This is a genomic window from Mesorhizobium sp. ArgA1 (genome assembly GCF_053714375.1).
Genome location: NZ_JBSKBQ010000003.1, coordinates 409,286 through 425,194, shown reverse-complemented (window position 1 = coordinate 425,194; position 15,909 = coordinate 409,286). Strand labels below are relative to the sequence as shown.

Genomic DNA, 15,909 nt, shown 5'->3' with positions numbered 1-15,909 from the left:
AAATCCGCTTCACACTTTTCGGCATCATGCTCTGGGCGCAGGGCTGAAACGGCATGATCGAGATCGAAGGCATTACCAAGCGCTATGACGCAACGACCGTGGTCGACGACGTCTCGATGGTCATCAAGCCGCGCACGGTCTGCGTTATCGTCGGCACCTCCGGCTCCGGCAAGACGACGCTGCTCAGAATGATCAACCGGCTGGTCGAGCCGACCGCTGGTGTGATCAAGCTCGACGGCAAGGACAACCGTTCGCTGCCGGGCTACGAACTGCGCCGCAGTATCGGCTACGCCATCCAGGGCCACGGTCTGTTCCCGCATCGCACGGTGGCGCAGAACATCGCCACCGTGCCGGTGCTGCTCGGCTGGGACAAGGACCGCATCAAGGCTCGTGTCGACGAGCTGATGACGCTCTATCAGCTCGACCCTCAGGCCTATGGCCCGCGCTATCCGCACGAGCTGTCCGGCGGCCAGCAGCAGCGCGTCGGCGTCGCCCGCGCGCTCGCCGCTGAACCCAACGTGCTTCTCATGGACGAGCCGTTCGGCGCGCTCGATCCGATCATCCGCACCAAGGCCCAGGAAGATTTGCTGGCGATCCAGAAACGCTTCGGCACCACCGTCATCCTCGTCACCCACGACATGGAAGAGGCGGTTCATATGGGCGACAAGATCGCCGTCATGGATGCCGGAAAGCTGGTGCAATATGCCAAGCCGGAAGAGATCCTGGCGCGGCCGGCGAGCGCCTTCGTCGAAACCCTGGTCGGCGCCAGCGAAAAGCCGTTCCGGCTTTTGTCGCTCGGCCGCGTGCGCGACGCCGTGGAGAAGGGGACAGCGGACGGCGAGGCGATCCCCGGCGATGCCAGCCAGCGTGACGCTCTAGCGGAACTCTTGTGGTCGGGCCGGCCGGCGTTGCCGGTCAAAGGCGAAGACGGCAAGCCGCTCGGCCGCGTCACCGTTGATGGCCTGGTCAAGCGTGCGGCGAGGCCGGCATGAAAGCCTGGCTGCCTTCGCTGCTCAGGCTTGCCCTGGTGGTGCTGCTTGTTGCCTTCGTCACCAATCCCGGCTGGTTCGAGCCGATGTTGAAGCCGCTGACGGAAAACAATGCGCCGGCGATCTACAATCAGGGCAGCCTGCTGACGCTGACACTGCTGCATCTGAGGACCGTGCTGATCGCCACATTGGCCGCCACCATCGTCGCAGTCGCGCTTGCCATCCTGGTCACCCGGCCGGCCGGGGCCGAGTTCCTGCCGCTGTCGCGCAGCCTGGTCAATATCGGCCAAACCTTCCCGCCAGTGGCGGTTCTGGCGCTGGCGGTGCCCGCCGTTGGTTTCGGCGAGAAGCCGACGCTGATTGCGCTCTTCCTCTACGGCCTGCTGCCGATCTTCGAGAACGCACTGACCGGTCTGACGACGCTGCCGGGCAATGTCATGGAGGCTGCGCGCGGCGCCGGCATGACCGGCTGGCAGAGGCTGATCAAGGTCGAACTGCCGCTCAGCGCGCCGATCATCCTGGGCGGCATCAGGCTGTCGGTGGTGATCAGCCTGGCCACCGCCACAATCGGCTCGACGGTTGCCGCCAAGACACTGGGCGAAGTGATCATCGCCGGCCTTTTGTCCAACAATCTTGCCTTCGTCCTGCAAGGCGGCCTGATCGTCGCCGCCCTTGCGGTGCTGATCTATGACGGGCTGTCGGCGATCGAACGCTACACCGCGCGCCGCATGGGGCAGGAGACCGGCGGCTGATCTTCGGCCGGACCGCGCGCCACGACTGACTGACGTAGCGTCATTTCAATCGATCTAATAGCCCGGCCGCAGCGACTACAACGTTCTGGTCTAACCCCTTTCGGCTGAAAGCCGGGCAAAAACCGAACAATATCTTGACGTTCCAACCCCTGTTTCGCATACACGCCAGCGAAGGAACGGATTCCGCCTGCCGGCATCCGCTCCCCGTCTCAACGGCCCAGGGAGGGGTTCTTTTGGGCCACCAATCGAGGAAAATTCGGCAATGACCATCATTTCCGCTGTCATCGCCTGCGGTTTGCTTTCTGTCCTCTACGCCATCTGGGCGACACGATCGGTTCTTGCAGCCGATCAGGGCAATCAGCGCATGCAGGAAATCTCCGCCGCCATCCGCGAAGGCGCGCAGGCCTATCTGGCGCGCCAGTACACCACCATTGCCATTGTCGGCGTGGTCGTGCTCATTCTTGCCTGGTGGCTGCTCTCGATCACCGCAGCGATCGGCTTCCTGATCGGCGCCGTGCTTTCGGGCGCCGCCGGCTTCATCGGCATGCACGTCTCGGTGCGCGCCAATGTGCGCACCGCGCAGGCAGCGTCCAACAGCCTTGCCGCCGGCCTCGACATCGCCTTCAAGTCGGGCGCCATCACCGGCATGCTGGTAGCGGGCCTGGCTCTGCTCGGCGTCTCGATCTACTACCTGATCCTGACCGGCCCGATGGGCTTGCAGCCCAATGACCGCATCGTCATCGACTCGCTGGTGTCGCTCGGCTTCGGCGCCTCGCTGATCTCGATCTTCGCCCGTCTCGGCGGCGGCATCTTTACCAAGGGCGCCGACGTCGGCGGCGATCTCGTCGGCAAGGTCGAAGCCGGCATTCCCGAAGACGATCCGCGCAACCCGGCCACCATTGCCGACAATGTCGGCGACAATGTCGGCGACTGCGCCGGCATGGCCGCCGACCTGTTCGAGACCTATGCGGTGACGGTCGTCGCCACAATGGTTCTTGGCGCCATTTTCTTCGGCGGTACCGCGATCCTGGGCGCTGCGATGCTCTATCCGCTGGCCATCTGCGGCGCATGCATCCTGACCTCGATCGTCGGCACCTTCTTCGTCAAGCTCGGTTCCAACGGCTCGATCATGGGCGCGCTCTACAAGGGCCTGATCGTCACCGGCCTGCTGTCGATCGTCGGCCTCGCCGTGGCTACTTCGGTATGCCTCGGCTGGGGTGAAATCGGCACCGTTGCCGGCATGGCCATCACCGGCAAGAACCTGTTCATCTGCGGCCTGATCGGCCTCGTGGTGACCGGTTTGATCGTGGTGATCACCGAATACTACACCGGCACCAGCAAGCGCCCGGTCAACTCGATTGCCCAGGCTTCGGTGACGGGTCACGGCACCAATGTCATCCAGGGCCTCGCGGTTTCGTTGGAATCGACCGCACTTCCGGCCATCGTCATCGTCGGGGGCATCATCTCGACCTACCAGCTTGCCGGCCTCTACGGCACGGCGATCGCAGTCACCACCATGCTCGGCCTGGCCGGCATGATCGTCGCGCTCGACGCCTTCGGCCCGGTCACCGACAATGCCGGCGGCATTGCCGAAATGGCCGGCCTGCCCAAGGAAGTGCGCCACTCCACCGACGCGCTCGACGCGGTCGGCAACACCACCAAGGCGGTGACCAAGGGCTATGCCATCGGTTCGGCCGGCCTCGGCGCGCTGGTGCTGTTTGCCGCCTACTCGAATGACCTGAAGTTCTTTGCCGCCAACGGCGACAAATATCCCTACTTCCAGGGCATGGGCGACATCTCCTTCGATCTCTCCAACCCCTACGTCGTCGCCGGCCTGATCTTCGGCGGCCTCATCCCGTATCTGTTCGGCGGCATTGCCATGACGGCCGTCGGCCGCGCCGCCGGGGCCATCGTCGAGGAGGTGCGCAAGCAGTTCCGCGAGGATCCGGGCATCATGGCCGGCACCTCCAAGCCGAACTATGCGCGTGCCGTCGATCTGCTGACCAAGGCGGCCATCCGGGAAATGATCATCCCCTCGCTGCTGCCGGTGCTGGCCCCGCTCGTCGTCTATTTCGGCGTGCTGCTGATCTCGGGCTCGAAAGCGTCCGCCTTCGCCGCGCTCGGCGCCTCGCTGCTCGGCGTCATCGTTAACGGCCTGTTCGTCGCCATCTCGATGACTTCGGGCGGCGGCGCCTGGGACAACGCGAAAAAATCGTTCGAAGACGGTTTCGTCGACAAGGACGGCGTCAAGCACCTCAAGGGCTCCGAAGCCCACAAGGCTTCTGTCACCGGCGACACGGTCGGCGATCCCTACAAGGACACCGCCGGTCCGGCGGTCAACCCGGCGATCAAGATCACCAACATCGTCGCGCTGCTGCTGCTGGCCGTGCTCGCGCACGGCTGAGGCAAAGCCACTGCTTCAAGAAAAACCCGCGGGAGCGATCCCGCGGGTTTTTGTTTGCTCAGTTTTCTTCCCGTCCAGTCTCGCAATCGCTGCGCTTGCTGTAGCGGTCGAGCAATTCGCCCGCGTTCGGCTCGCGTTCCGGCATCGGCGCAAGGCCGCGCCCGCGACGCAGCATGGCGATGAAGGCGCCCCGCTTGTGCTTGCGGCGGAAGGCGCGGGCGCGGGGATGGATGCCGAACGCCGCCATCAACCTGCGCCGCAGATAGCTCGATGCCTTCAGCCTCACAGGGTCGCGCGCACGGCCCAGGATTTTCACGCGCAAGGCATTCGGCGCCTGCATGGCGTTGAGAAGGTCCTCCTGCTCGCGCGCATTGTCGTCGAGATAGGACCCCTTGCGGATGCCGGAGTGCAGCTTGACCACTGTCAGGTGCGGCATCGTCGCGATCACCGCGCCTTTCCACCACGCCCGAAACAGCCAGTCCTGCGAACTTTCGCAAAAACACTGGCTGGCCGGCCGCCAGGGCCCGAGCAGGCCAAAGGAAGCCCGGCGGAACATTTGCGCCGAACCAAACGCTTCCGTGGTAACAGGGTCGTAGAAGCCGTCCTTGCCGAGCCCGAAGATCAAGTCGCCGGTATCGCCAGGGGCCGATGGCGGCCGAATGACCGCGCCGCGCGCCAGGACGATATCGGCGACCGTCGCGTCGATCCAGCCGGTCATTGCCGCCAGATGATCCGGAAACCACAGATCGTCATGGTTGAGCAAAGCGACGAAGCGGCCACGCGCCCTGGCAAAGCCGATATTGTTGGGCCCCGACTGTTCGCCGAAATTGACTGGAAGATCGACATAGGCGATGCGGGCATCGCGAAATTCAGCGACGACGGCCGCCGTATCCGGCTTGCAGCCATCGCCGATCACCAGGGCTTCCCAGTCCTGCAGCGTCTGGTGCATGACGCTGGTCAGCGCCTGCCGCAGTGCTGCCGGCCGGTTGTGCGTCGCGATGACGACCGAGACCAGTGGTTGGCTGCCGGTCTGATCGCGCTGCCCGGATGCTTCCACGCTACACCAGCTTGTAGGGGATGTGGTCGGTATCCGGCGGCAGGCGCCAGTGATCAGGCTGATCATAGGCGTAGGCCTTGTCGACGAGATTGAGCACCACTGCCGTTTCCGCTCCAAGCGAAACAATGCCGTGCCATATGCCTGGCGGAATGATGACCACAGCCGGGCGCAACGGGCCAAGGATCTTGTGCCAGACGGCGCCAAAGGTCGGCGAGGCCTTGCGCCCATCGAAAAGCGAAATGCGAACGCTGCCGACGCAGCAGAACAGCCGGTCGATGGTCTCTGCATGGCATGCCAGCCTGTCACCGCACGGGGATACAAGGTGCGTTGGAAGACCTGGCCGACCGGTTCGGAATCGAGTTCCCATTCCTCGCGGAAAATCTCGGTCAGATAGTCGGTGGACGTAGCGACCGGCCTGATCTCCTTGACCCTCACGCCATCGATCGCCACCGGCTCGATGGGCATCCAGTCCGGCGTGACTACCTGGCCGTCGGCGGTTCCGGTCGCCATCCAGCCGGTCGGTTTTGTCCGGTCTTTGTCCTGCACGGGTGCCCCCAATTCAGCGTGATGCCCCCAATTGGCCAGCATGGTCTGATACGAATTTGACCGGTCGCTGGCAAGTATGCGTCACGCCTTCCGCTGCTATGTCGGCATGACGCCGTCGTCGGAAGCACGGCAGAGCGCGGCTGTGCAACACGCCTCACTGGAGCCCGGCGGCCGAACCGGCCACGCGCGGCAAACTGCGACGGGCGAGGCGGCATGACCTCAAAACAAAAGCCCGCGGGATCGCTCCCGCGGGCTTTTGGTCGCCTGAGATGGTGTTTGCTTCGAACGAAGCAAGTGAAAAATCTTGAATAAGCGTGGCCGCTTCTTAGGCGCCGCCGCCGCCGCCGGGAATGCCGGGCGCCAGCTTGCTTGCGCCGTTGATGATCTGGCTGAGGAAATTCTGGTCCTTGCCGCCGGTTGGCGTGGTGCGCGAGATGAAGTCGAAGATCTTGCCGTCCTTCAGGCCGTAATTGGCGATCTGGGTGACACGCCCGTCATCGCCGAAATAGACCGCCAGTACTTTCTGGTCGACCAGGTGCGGCTTGTCGAAGGCGACATAGCGCTTGCGCGTCTGCGAGATGTAATAGAAGGCCTCGTTGTCGAACGTTGCCGTCGTCGACGGCGTGCCGAGCGCCAGAAGCACCTGTTCGCGGCTGGAGCCTACCGGCACCGAGTCGACCGCCTGCTGGTCAATGACATAGCCCTGCGTCAGTGTCTCGCCCGGGGTAAGGTCGCCGAACATCTTGGACGAATTGCAGCCTGACAGCGCGGAAGCCACCAACACCAGAGAAACTGCCGCGGTAGCCCCGGGCAGCAAAGTCGACTTGAATTTCAGCGCGCGCAACAACAACTCCATTAGCTGACCGCAACTTGCGCTGGGCGGCAAAACCGGTAAACCAGCTTGCTTGCCGATGCAACAAGGCCAATTCAAACAAAAGGTCCCCAGGAGACCACCCTCAATGTTCCAGCGCCTTTTTGGCCGCGAACGCAACGCCAACCGCGCTATCACCGAGGCGCTTTACGCACAAATCGTGGCAGCGGCGCGGCAGACTGTGTTTTATTCCGACTGGAATGTGCCGGACACGCCGCTCGGCCGTTTCGAGATGCTGTCGCTGCACATGTTCCTGTTTCAGCACCGGCTGCGAGGCGAAGAGGGCGTCGCGCAAGAGGTCGCGCAGGTCTTGATCGACGAGTTCTTTCTCGATGTCGAGCATTCGCTGCGGGAGTTGGGTGTTGGCGATGTCGGCGTGCCGAAGCGCATGAAGAGGCTGGCGAAAATGTTCTACGGCCGTACCGCCGCCTATGACGACGCGCTGGAACGCCGTGATGGCGATGCGCTTGCTGCAGCCCTGGCGCGCAATGTCAGGCCCGACGCCGGCGCCTGGCCGCAGGCGCTGCCGCTGGCGTCCTATGTGATCGATGCCGCAAGGCAGCTTGAGGCACAGCCGTCCGAATCGATCCTCTCCGGCACGGTGGCGTTTCCCGTCGCCAAGGGGCAATGAAGGAAATCAAGAGGGAGGCTGAGATGAAACATGCGGACACGCCGAGCCCGGTGTCATTCAAGGCCAATGTCGGTCGCCTGCCGCAAAAAGGCCTCCCGGTCGTGATCGATGCCGACCCGGCGCAGCGCGCCGCCCTTGCCGCAGAGCACGAGCTGCTCTCGGTCGAAAACTACCGCGCCGAGTTGCTGGTGGCGCCATGGAAGCGCAACGGCGTCAAGGTCAGTGGCCGCGTCGAGGCCGATATCACCCAGGCGTGTATCGTTACCCTCGAGCCGGTCGCAGCCCATATCGACGAGGAGGTCGAGGCGCTGTTCCTGCCGGAGCAGTCCAAGCTCGGACGGCAGGGTTTCGAAGGCGGCGGCGAGATCCTGATCGACGCCGAAGGGCCGGACAGCCCTGATACATTCTCCGGCGACACGATCGATGTTGGCGCGCTCGCCGAACAGTTCTTCGGGCTGGCGATCGATCCCTATCCACGCAAGTCCGGCGCCTCGCTGGATGCCGCCAGCCCGGACGAACCGGTCGAGAACGAATTCCAGCAAAAGCTGCGATCCTTGCTTGGAAAATCCTAAAACACGATGCGATCGGAGAAAAGTCGGTTGTGCGGCAGCCCAAAACCGCTATTTTCGCCGAACCTTCGCGAGCCCCCTTATTTCGCGAACCCTCGTGTTTCGCGGGCCACGTGCCGTGACCCAAGCTAGTGAGATAAAGACCGCGTGATCAGGATTTCCATCGATGCCATGGGTGGCGATCACGGGCCAAACGTGGTCATCCCGGCACTCATGACGGTCGCTGTCAGGCGTCCCGACATTCGCTTCATCATCTATGGTCGCGAAGAGATGGTGCGCCCCGAGCTCGCCAAATTCCCCAAACTGGCCGAGGTCAGCGAGTTTCACCATTGCGAGATCGCGGTCAGGATGGACGACAAGCCGAGCCAGGCGCTGCGCCATGGCCGCTGGAAGTCGTCGATGTGGAAGGCGGTCGAAGCGGTCAAATCAGGCACCGCGCAGGCCTGTATTTCGGCTGGCAACACCGGCGCGCTGATGGCGATGTCGAAATTCTGCCTGCGCACCATGGCCACCATCGACCGCCCGGCGATCGCGGCGATCTGGCCGACAATGCGTGGCGAGAGCGTTGTGCTGGACGTCGGCGCCACGATCGGCGCCGATGCGCATCAGCTGATCGATTTTGCCATTCTCGGCACCGGCATGGCGCGTTCGGTGTTCGGCATCGATCGGCCGAAAGTCGGCCTGCTCAATGTCGGCGTCGAGGAGATCAAGGGCCAGGAAGAGGTCAAGGAAGCCGGGCGCATGCTGCGCGAGGCCAATATGGCTTCGATGAATTACCACGGCTTCGTCGAAGGTGACGACATCGGCAAGGGCACGGTCGATGTGGTCGTCACCGAAGGATTTGCCGGCAACATCGCGCTCAAGACGGCGGAAGGCACGGTGCGCCAGATCTCAGGCTATCTGCGCGCCGCGATGAGCCGCACGCTGATGGCCAGGATCGGCTATATCTTCGCCAAGGGCGCCTTTGACCGCCTGCGCCAAAAGCTCGATCCGGGCCGCTCCAATGGCGGTGTCTTCCTGGGTCTGAACGGCATCGTGGTGAAAAGCCATGGCGGCGCCGATTCGGACGGTTTTGCGGCAGCGATCGAGCTTGGCTACGATATGGTGCGCAACAATCTGATCGACCGCATCGAGGCCGATCTCGATCTGTTCCATGCGCGCAATCCGCATGCCCAGGCAAACAGGAAAGCCGACGCCGTCGTCGACGCAAAGGAATAGGAAAGAACCTTGATCAGATCAGTCGTGCGCGGCACCGGTGCCGCGCTGCCCCGCCGCATCATGAAGAATGTCGATTTCGAAGGCATGGTCGAGACCTCCGACGAGTGGATCGCCCAGCGCACCGGCATCCGCCAGCGCCATATTGCGGCTGACGACGAGACGACTGCGTCGCTGGGCGAGGCCGCCGCGCGCGCCGCCCTCGACAGCGCCGGCCTGACGCCCGCCGACATCGACATCATCGTGTTGGCGACCTCGACACCCAACAACACCTTTCCGGCGACCGCCGTCGAGATCCAGAACCGGCTCGGCATGCATCACGGCTTTGCCTTCGACATGCAGGCGGTGTGCTCGGGCTTCGTCTATGCGGTCACCACCGCCGACCTCTACATCAGAGGCGGTCTGGCCAAGCGCGTGCTGGTGATCGGCGCCGAGACGTTTTCGCGCATCCTCGACTGGAGCGACCGCTCGACGTGTGTCTTGTTCGGCGACGGCGCGGGTGCGTTGGTGCTGGAAGCGGATGAAGGCGCCGGCGGCATTGCCGACCGTGGCGTGCTGGCGATGAGCCTGCGCTCCGACGGCGCCCACAAGGAAAAGCTTTTCGTCGATGGCGGCCCCTCGACCACCGGCACGGTCGGCCATCTCAGGATGGAAGGCCGCGAAGTGTTCAAGCATGCCGTCGGCATGATCACCGACGTGATCGAGGCAACGTTCTCGCAGGCTGGCGTCACGGCCGACGACCTCGACTGGTTCGTGCCGCATCAGGCCAATAAACGCATTATTGACGCTTCGGCCAAGAAGCTCGGGATTGCCGAACAAAAGGTGGTGGTCACCGTCGATTTGCACGGTAACACCTCGGCTGCTTCCGTGCCGCTGGCGCTGTCGGTGGCCGTCGCCGACGGCCGTATCAAGAAGGGCGACCTCGTGCTCCTGGAAGCGATGGGCGGCGGCTTCACCTGGGGCGCGGTTCTCATTCGCTGGTAAGTGCCGAACGGTCCGGTTCGGTCCTTGACCTTGACGGATCAATTACTTAGGCTCTGCCTTTGCTTGTACAGATTTATGTTTTTAGAGCTGATGGGACGGTCGCATGGGGGGAAAGACACTTACGCGCGCCGACCTTGCCGAAGCTGTTTACCGGAAGGTCGGCCTGTCGCGCACTGAATCGGCAGAACTCGTCGAAGCGGTACTGGACGAAATCTGCGAGGCCATCGTACGCGGCGAGACGGTGAAGCTGTCGTCCTTCGCCACCTTCCATGTCCGTTCCAAGAACGAACGCATCGGCCGCAATCCCAAGACCGGAGAGGAAGTGCCGATCCTGCCGCGCCGGGTGATGACCTTCAAGTCGTCGAATGTGCTCAAGAGCCGCATCCTGCGCTCCCACCAGAACAGCAAGGCCAAGGGTGGCAAATAAGTCTTCTGCCGAAACCTTCGGTTGAAAACGGCCCCCGGTTTGACGCCGGGCTTGAATGTTGTTTCATAAACCGCTGAAATAATACCCGATTCGGCAGACTAGGCTGGATCGCCGTCCAGCGTGAGGATTTCGCCCATGGACAAGAGCCCCGACGCTTTCCGCACTATCAGCGAGGTTGCGGAGGATCTCGATCTGCCGCAGCACGTGCTGCGCTTCTGGGAAACCCGTTTCAACCAGATCAAGCCGATGAAGCGCGGCGGCGGCCGCCGCTACTACCGGCCGCAGGATGTCGAACTGATCAAGGGCATCCGCCACATGCTTTATGACCAGGGGTACACGATCAAGGGCGTGCAAAAACTGCTGCGCGAGAACGGCAACCACTTCCTGGTCGCCATCGGCAATGGCGACATGGCGGCCGTCGAGGCGATCTCGCAGCGCAAGCAGGCCGATCAGGTGCCGCTGACGCCGGCCGCCCAGCCGCGCGGCATGGATGATGAGATGCTGGTCGGCCAGCCCAAGGTAAAGCCCAGCCGCCGCTTTTTCGGCTTGGGCAAGACCGAGGAGGAAGGTCCGGTGCAGCCCGGCGCGTCCAAACTGTCGCGCGACAACCGCGCCTTGCTGCAGGAGGCGCTGTTCGACCTTCTCGAATGTAAGCGTCTGCTCGATCAGGTGCGCTAAGCCTCCAGGCAATTGCCAGAGGCAGGCAAAATCGGAACCGGCTCTGCGGCCATGCGTTTGGCCTTCTCTGAAAAGAAGGAAAACAATCATGGTATCGCTTTCGACCCTCTCCGATTACGATCTCGAAAAGCAGGTCGCGACCCTTTCCAAGGAGCTTGCCGCCTTGCGGAAAGCCATGGCCAAACGCGGCGGCGGTTACTACGAGGATGGGCGCGAGGCCGCTGCGGATTACTATGGGCAGCTTGCCGACCGTATCAGTGATGCCATGCCCGCAATCAGGAAGCAGGGCAGGGCGATCGAAAGGACGGCGCGCGACCATCCGGCAACGGCGGCTGCCGTGGGCCTGGTTGTGGTCGGTCTCGTCGCCAGCCTGTTGCTCAGCCGGCGCTAGACGTCGCACGAGAGAAAATGGCGGCCGTCTCATGGACGGTCGCCATTTCCTTGATCAGGGGCCGATTACTTGGCGAGCTTGATCTTGCCCTGCGGCGAAACCTGCGCGGTCTGGCTGCACTTGCCATAGACCGTGCCGTTCTTGTCGGTGGCGTCGGTATAGGTGCCCTTGCACTCGATGGAGAGCACCAGGCAATGGCCGGAGCCCTTGCAAACTGCGCCGCCGTCGCCGGTGGGATGTGTGCCGTTGGCGAAAGCCGAGGTCGAAACCGAGGCTGAACCGAAGGCCGAGACGACGAAAGCCGCGGCGAGCGTGATGCGCTTGAAGTTGGTCATTTGAGCATTTTCCTTCTCTGGATGGGATCGCCGTCATGGCGTCCTTCTGGTTGGGATCGCCTTCCTGGCGTCCATGCCGGGTTAGTGCGGCCTCCAGAACAATGGTTCATGCGTGGTTCGAATTTTCTTCGCGTCTTTTCGCGGCGTCGATTTTTCCCCGCAAACAGCCGGCGCCTAGTGGAAACGGCTGGCATCGATCCTGCACTTGGCGCGAAGCGCGCTGGCATAGACACGGGCCAGGCCGCTGTGCCGCGGCCGCAGATAATGCGACCGATCGAGGCGCCATAGCCGCTCGATTTCGCCGGCGAGCGCCGGGTTGGTGGTAGTGCCATAGCCAGCGCCGGGATAGACGATCTCGCCGGCGTAGAGACGATGATCTGTCAGGTGGCGGCAGCAGTCACTGTCGCCATCTTGGCGCCGCGCTTTCTGCCCCACCCCGCTGCGGCTATAACGCCAATCCAAAGATACCGGCGGAGGAGGCGGGGCGTGGTCGCAAATTACATCGACGAGTTCATCATGTTCTGCGTTGGGCTGTGGGTGACAGGCGTTGGCTTTGGACTGCTCCAAAGTCCTTTTCAGGCTCAGCCGGGTCAGCAGCCGTGGTGGCTGCAGGTCGCGAAGCATTTCAAATGGATGGGACCGCTCTTGATTTTGATCGCGATAGTGCTCGCGGTCGCAGCGCCATCCTAGCGGGTTCCGGCAACACTGAGACCCGCGGTGTGCTGTAGGTCGCAACCGCTGTGCTGCCTCGGCCTTGCGCCTGCTACGTCCGTTGGGCTGCGCTGTGGTTGCTCGCCTTCTGGCGCATGGCGCCATCGAATCCTGCCTTCACCTTGCCACACCCCGCATGGGAAAAACCAATGGGAAGGCGGCCTTGGCGAGGACTCCAGGGCCGGCCTTCCCATCGGGCAAGTCAGCCGGCTCAGGCCTTCTTGGCTTCCACCATCTTGTGGTGATGGTGGTGGTGATGATGATGGCGGTGATGCTTCTTGTGGTGCTTGTGGTGATGATGACGATGGTGATGATGCTTCTTCGCCATCGGAGCTGCGTCCGCACTGCTGGCGCCGATGATCGGCAGAGAGACAGCAAGGGCGAAAGCCAGCCCGAGAGCCGACAGGAGGGACTTCTTCATGACTTCGTTTCCTTTTCTGCGCGGGCTGAATTTGACCGCCACCGAGCAAGATCGGTGACGTGAACCCCGCAGCCGTGACTATCGCCTCCGAATTTTTCGACAGTTTTTCCGGACTGTAGAATTTTGTTTCCGGATTGTGTCTGGCGTCTGCGCACGCGCAGCAACCGCCTTCACATCGGCGGAACGATGCTGTTGTTGCCGACCACGACCCGGCCCGCGGTCAGCGTGCCGTCGCTGCCACGCTCGGCGTTGACGAACACCACAGCGCCAGGCTGAAGGTCGGCCGGCGTCGCCGGGGCGAAGGTCACCACCGGTGTCGTCTGCGGGATCGCGATCTGCTTTTTCTGGCCATTGTCGTAGGTCAGCGTCACCGTGCGGCCCGCAATCTCGGTGACATCGGCAACCGTGCCGTTGGTCATCCGGCTGTTGGGCTCAAGATCCCACGGACGGTCGCCTTCGCCGGTGCCTTTGAGCGCAGCCGGGAAGATCACCACCTCCAGCGCGCCGCTGCCGCCATCGGCCTTTGAAACCGAGGCAATGCCGAGGAAATCGCCTTGCTTGATATCCCCGGCGTCCGCCTTGGTGACGCCGGAAATCTTCCAGCCTTCAGCCAACGCGATGGCGTCGGTGGCGCCTTCGCGGGTCTTCACCGTCAGCGTCGATCCGGCAAAGGCGGCAACGGTGCCGCGAATGCGCACGGCGTCGGCGGCTTGCGCCTCGACCAGGCTGGCGCCGGCGAGGCCTGAAATCGTGGCGAGCACGATGGCTGATGTCTTCAATGTCATGGGTCTGATCCTTTTGGGGAAAGCTGGCCAGATGCGGTTGCCAGCGACATCAAGCTAACGCGCGGGCGGGCCGAAACCGCTGAATATTTCGTCGTGCAGTCCTTCAAAAGAACTTGATTGGGAGATCGGGGCGGAGACCCCATATGTGACGGGCGCCAGCGGTGTTGACGCCGGTTCACGATGCCGTGACGGTCGGTTTGGGTCTTGGCAAATCACCCTTGAGCGGGCATTGTCCCGGCTCTCAGGCAACACCCTACCATTTTGATCCAAAACTCTTTAGCCCCATGGAGTTGCCAATGCCCCAAAATGCAAAACACGAACCCTTTTCCAGGCTGGCGGCCGATGTTGCGCTTGAGCACCCAGGCCTTAAAGCCATCCGGGAAACAAAGGGATACAGTATTGAAGAGCTTTCCCTGACCTGCGGTCTGTCGACCAGCGAGATTACCGACATAGAGAGCGGCAAGGACATCGATCCGTCGAAACTTCGCCGGATCGCCGCAGCATTGCAATTGCCCGAAACGGCCTTGATCGATGCCCCAGCGCCGACAGCGCCTGTGGAAAATCGGTCCGTTTCATAAATAGCGACGCCAAGGCGTCTCTCGACACAAGCTCGCCATGGTTTGCCCTGGCGAGCTTTTTCATGCTCGAGTGGTTTGGTAGGTGATTGGCCGGCGGATCGAATGGAGGAGAGACACTGGAAATGAGCCTTGAATCCGTGCGTGCCTTTCTGGCTGCCCATGCGCCTGACGTCGAAGTTTTAGTCACCGAAGCCAGTTCGGCGACTGTCGCGCTGGCAGCGGCGGCGCATGGCGTCGAACCGGCGCAGATCGCCAAGACCATCTGCCTGCGCGTCGGCGGGCAGACGATGTTGATCGTGGCCGGCGGCTTGTCGAGGCTCGACAACCGCAAATTCAAGGACCGCTTCGGCGGCAAGCCGCGCATGCTTGACGCCAATGAGGTTGTCGCCGCCACAAGCCACCCCGTCGGCGGCGTCTGTCCGTTCGGCCTGCCGGCGCCGCTGCCGGTCTATTGCGACGTCTCGCTGCGTGCCTTCGATGAGGTCGTGCCCGCTGCGGGCGCCACCAACGCCGCCGTGCGGCTCAGCCCGCAGCGCATGGCAGAGATCGTCAACGCCGAATGGGTCGATGTGTGCCAGTAGCGAATCGTCGGCTGGCAGAAGATTGGGCGACTCACTATACGTGACGCAATGAACGACGTTTTTGGCCACATCGCCTATGGTGAGAACGAGCCTTGCCATCGCGGCGCGATACCGATTGCAAGGACTGCTCGCTACTGTCTGTGGCGAACCCCTGCAGATCTGTGGTACCAGAGGCAGAGGTGGCCACTGTGACCGGCTGGCTACGGCTGAAAAACCCGTTTCGATCCAAGCTGCCATCAAGCGTGACCGTCGGACGTCACACCTATGGGGTGAGCCGGAAGAAGGTGCTTGGAGCGTCTGACGCCACTCCGTTGACCCTTGGGGCGTTCTGTTCGGTCGCCGGCAACGTCAGCTTTGAATGTTCCGGGGGGAGCCACGTGCCTTGGGCTGCTACCACTTTTCCGATCCACAGCCGCATGATGGACTCGACCGATCCCAATGCGCATGGCGGCAAACCCGTCGGCATTACCATCGCCAACGATGTCTGGATCGGCCGCGAGGCACTGATCATGCCAGGCGTCCACATCGCGGATGGCGCTATTGTTGCGGCCGGCGCCGTTGTCACCAAGGATGTGCCGCCATATGCGATCGTCGGCGGGGTCCCGGCCAGGCTTATCCGCTATCGGTTTTCGCAGGACGTCATTGCGAAATTGCTGGCGATCCGGTGGTGGGAATGGAGCGACGAGAAGATCAAGCAGGAGGCTGCTTTTCTCACGGGGCCCATCGAGCCTTTCCTGGAGCGACACGCAGCGTGACCTCGTAAGAAACGAACCCTGTTCGCGAGTGGCTGCAATGCGGCTGAGAAATCACGTGGCCACTTTGGGGGAAGCAGCTAACCGCCTGTGTTGTTTGGTCGGAGTGGCCGGATTCGAACCGACGACCCCTTGACCCCCAGTCAAGTGCGCTACCGGGCTGCGCTACACTCCGGACCGCGCAAAGCCATATATTTTCAAGGGTTATGGTGCAAGCGCTAAAACGGCGCAT

General features: G+C 62.7%; 22 protein-coding genes and 1 tRNA gene. 15 read left to right on the top strand and 8 right to left on the bottom strand.

What is annotated here, in order from left to right; genetic code table 11:
• The first annotated feature begins 53 nt into the window (after window positions 1–53).
• From ACWGTI_RS11915 to ACWGTI_RS11905, 3 genes are all read left to right on the top strand, one after another.
• A complete protein-coding gene (locus ACWGTI_RS11915) occupies window positions 54–992 on the top strand; it encodes an ABC transporter ATP-binding protein (RefSeq protein ID WP_454587279.1) in 939 nt (312 codons plus the stop codon).
• Complete coding sequence (locus ACWGTI_RS11910) at window positions 989–1,741, top strand: ABC transporter permease (RefSeq protein ID WP_454587278.1); 753 nt, start codon at window positions 989–991, stop codon at window positions 1,739–1,741. Before ACWGTI_RS11915 ends, ACWGTI_RS11910 begins: the two co-directional genes overlap by 4 nt.
• 262 nt (window positions 1,742–2,003) lie before the next feature.
• Window positions 2,004–4,145, top strand: a complete 2,142-nt coding sequence (locus ACWGTI_RS11905) for a sodium-translocating pyrophosphatase (protein WP_454587277.1) — start codon at window positions 2,004–2,006, stop codon at window positions 4,143–4,145.
• A gap of 58 nt (window positions 4,146–4,203) precedes the next feature.
• Here the strand turns inward: ACWGTI_RS11905 and ACWGTI_RS11900 are convergent, their stop codons facing one another.
• Window positions 4,204–5,202: a glycosyltransferase family 2 protein gene (locus tag ACWGTI_RS11900; RefSeq protein ID WP_454587276.1), complete on the bottom strand. Its 999-nt coding sequence runs from the start codon at window positions 5,200–5,202 to the stop codon at window positions 4,204–4,206.
• Between the two features lies 1 nt (window position 5,203).
• A complete protein-coding gene (locus ACWGTI_RS11895) occupies window positions 5,204–5,569 on the bottom strand; it encodes a dTDP-4-dehydrorhamnose 3,5-epimerase family protein (protein ID WP_454587275.1) in 366 nt (121 codons plus the stop codon).
• Window positions 5,570–5,599: 30 nt separating this feature from the next.
• Between ACWGTI_RS11895 and ACWGTI_RS11890 the strand changes: the two genes are divergently transcribed.
• Window positions 5,600–5,770, top strand: a complete 171-nt coding sequence (locus tag ACWGTI_RS11890; RefSeq protein ID WP_454587274.1) for a hypothetical protein — start codon at window positions 5,600–5,602, stop codon at window positions 5,768–5,770.
• A 303-nt stretch (window positions 5,771–6,073) separates the two neighbouring features.
• On the opposite strand, the gene ACWGTI_RS11885 is transcribed toward ACWGTI_RS11890, so the two are convergent.
• Entirely contained in the window at window positions 6,074–6,592 is a 519-nt protein-coding gene (locus ACWGTI_RS11885; protein WP_454587273.1) for an outer membrane protein assembly factor BamE, read from the bottom strand.
• A 115-nt stretch (window positions 6,593–6,707) separates the two neighbouring features.
• Here ACWGTI_RS11885 and ACWGTI_RS11880 point away from each other — a divergent pair, with 115 nt between their 5' ends.
• The 7 genes from ACWGTI_RS11880 to ACWGTI_RS11850 all read left to right on the top strand — a co-directional run bounded on the left by ACWGTI_RS11880 (window position 6,708) and on the right by ACWGTI_RS11850 (window position 11,514).
• On the top strand, window positions 6,708–7,250 hold the full coding sequence (locus ACWGTI_RS11880) for a ubiquinol-cytochrome C chaperone family protein (protein ID WP_454587272.1): 543 nt from the start codon (window positions 6,708–6,710) through the stop codon (window positions 7,248–7,250).
• A 23-nt stretch (window positions 7,251–7,273) separates the two neighbouring features.
• Entirely contained in the window at window positions 7,274–7,822 is a 549-nt protein-coding gene (locus tag ACWGTI_RS11875) for a YceD family protein (RefSeq protein ID WP_454587271.1), read from the top strand.
• A gap of 144 nt (window positions 7,823–7,966) precedes the next feature.
• On the top strand, window positions 7,967–9,037 hold the full coding sequence (gene plsX, locus ACWGTI_RS11870) for a phosphate acyltransferase PlsX (protein WP_454587270.1): 1,071 nt from the start codon (window positions 7,967–7,969) through the stop codon (window positions 9,035–9,037).
• Window positions 9,038–9,046: 9 nt separating this feature from the next.
• Window positions 9,047–10,018: a beta-ketoacyl-ACP synthase III gene (locus ACWGTI_RS11865; protein ID WP_454587269.1), complete on the top strand. Its 972-nt coding sequence runs from the start codon at window positions 9,047–9,049 to the stop codon at window positions 10,016–10,018.
• A 103-nt stretch (window positions 10,019–10,121) separates the two neighbouring features.
• On the top strand, window positions 10,122–10,445 hold the full coding sequence (locus ACWGTI_RS11860) for an integration host factor subunit alpha (RefSeq protein ID WP_006201891.1): 324 nt from the start codon (window positions 10,122–10,124) through the stop codon (window positions 10,443–10,445).
• Window positions 10,446–10,580: 135 nt separating this feature from the next.
• On the top strand, window positions 10,581–11,123 hold the full coding sequence (locus tag ACWGTI_RS11855; RefSeq protein ID WP_142868005.1) for a MerR family transcriptional regulator: 543 nt from the start codon (window positions 10,581–10,583) through the stop codon (window positions 11,121–11,123).
• A gap of 88 nt (window positions 11,124–11,211) precedes the next feature.
• Window positions 11,212–11,514: a hypothetical protein gene (locus tag ACWGTI_RS11850; RefSeq protein WP_454587268.1), complete on the top strand. Its 303-nt coding sequence runs from the start codon at window positions 11,212–11,214 to the stop codon at window positions 11,512–11,514.
• 65 nt (window positions 11,515–11,579) lie between these two features.
• On the opposite strand, the gene ACWGTI_RS11845 is transcribed toward ACWGTI_RS11850, so the two are convergent.
• Window positions 11,580–11,849: a hypothetical protein gene (locus ACWGTI_RS11845; protein ID WP_235984482.1), complete on the bottom strand. Its 270-nt coding sequence runs from the start codon at window positions 11,847–11,849 to the stop codon at window positions 11,580–11,582.
• A 174-nt stretch (window positions 11,850–12,023) separates the two neighbouring features.
• Window positions 12,024–12,284 (bottom strand): hypothetical protein, encoded by a 261-nt coding sequence (locus ACWGTI_RS11840; RefSeq protein WP_454587267.1) that lies wholly within the window; start codon window positions 12,282–12,284, stop codon window positions 12,024–12,026.
• Between the two features lie 51 nt (window positions 12,285–12,335).
• Between ACWGTI_RS11840 and ACWGTI_RS11835 the strand changes: the two genes are divergently transcribed.
• Window positions 12,336–12,539 (top strand): hypothetical protein, encoded by a 204-nt coding sequence (locus ACWGTI_RS11835; protein ID WP_454587266.1) that lies wholly within the window; start codon window positions 12,336–12,338, stop codon window positions 12,537–12,539.
• Between the two features lie 232 nt (window positions 12,540–12,771).
• Here ACWGTI_RS11835 and ACWGTI_RS11830 read toward each other — a convergent pair whose 3' ends face one another.
• Together ACWGTI_RS11830 and ACWGTI_RS11825 are read right to left on the bottom strand one after the other, a co-directional pair.
• The gene (locus ACWGTI_RS11830) at window positions 12,772–12,981 is read right to left on the bottom strand and encodes a hypothetical protein (RefSeq protein WP_454587265.1); all 210 of its coding nucleotides are present in this window, start codon (window positions 12,979–12,981) and stop codon (window positions 12,772–12,774) included.
• A 170-nt stretch (window positions 12,982–13,151) separates the two neighbouring features.
• Window positions 13,152–13,766 (bottom strand): hypothetical protein, encoded by a 615-nt coding sequence (locus ACWGTI_RS11825; RefSeq protein WP_454587264.1) that lies wholly within the window; start codon window positions 13,764–13,766, stop codon window positions 13,152–13,154.
• A 161-nt stretch (window positions 13,767–13,927) separates the two neighbouring features.
• Between ACWGTI_RS11825 and ACWGTI_RS11820 the strand changes: the two genes are divergently transcribed.
• The 3 genes from ACWGTI_RS11820 (at window position 13,928) to ACWGTI_RS11810 (ending at window position 15,680) form a co-directional block, all read left to right on the top strand.
• The gene (locus ACWGTI_RS11820; RefSeq protein ID WP_454587263.1) at window positions 13,928–14,344 is read left to right on the top strand and encodes a helix-turn-helix domain-containing protein; all 417 of its coding nucleotides are present in this window, start codon (window positions 13,928–13,930) and stop codon (window positions 14,342–14,344) included.
• A 122-nt stretch (window positions 14,345–14,466) separates the two neighbouring features.
• On the top strand, window positions 14,467–14,925 hold the full coding sequence (locus ACWGTI_RS11815) for a YbaK/EbsC family protein (RefSeq protein WP_454587262.1): 459 nt from the start codon (window positions 14,467–14,469) through the stop codon (window positions 14,923–14,925).
• A 377-nt stretch (window positions 14,926–15,302) separates the two neighbouring features.
• On the top strand, window positions 15,303–15,680 hold the full coding sequence (locus tag ACWGTI_RS11810) for a CatB-related O-acetyltransferase (protein ID WP_454576065.1): 378 nt from the start codon (window positions 15,303–15,305) through the stop codon (window positions 15,678–15,680).
• Between the two features lie 95 nt (window positions 15,681–15,775).
• On the opposite strand, the gene ACWGTI_RS11805 is transcribed toward ACWGTI_RS11810, so the two are convergent.
• Window positions 15,776–15,852, bottom strand: a tRNA-Pro gene (locus ACWGTI_RS11805).
• Window positions 15,853–15,909: the final 57 nt, after the last annotated feature.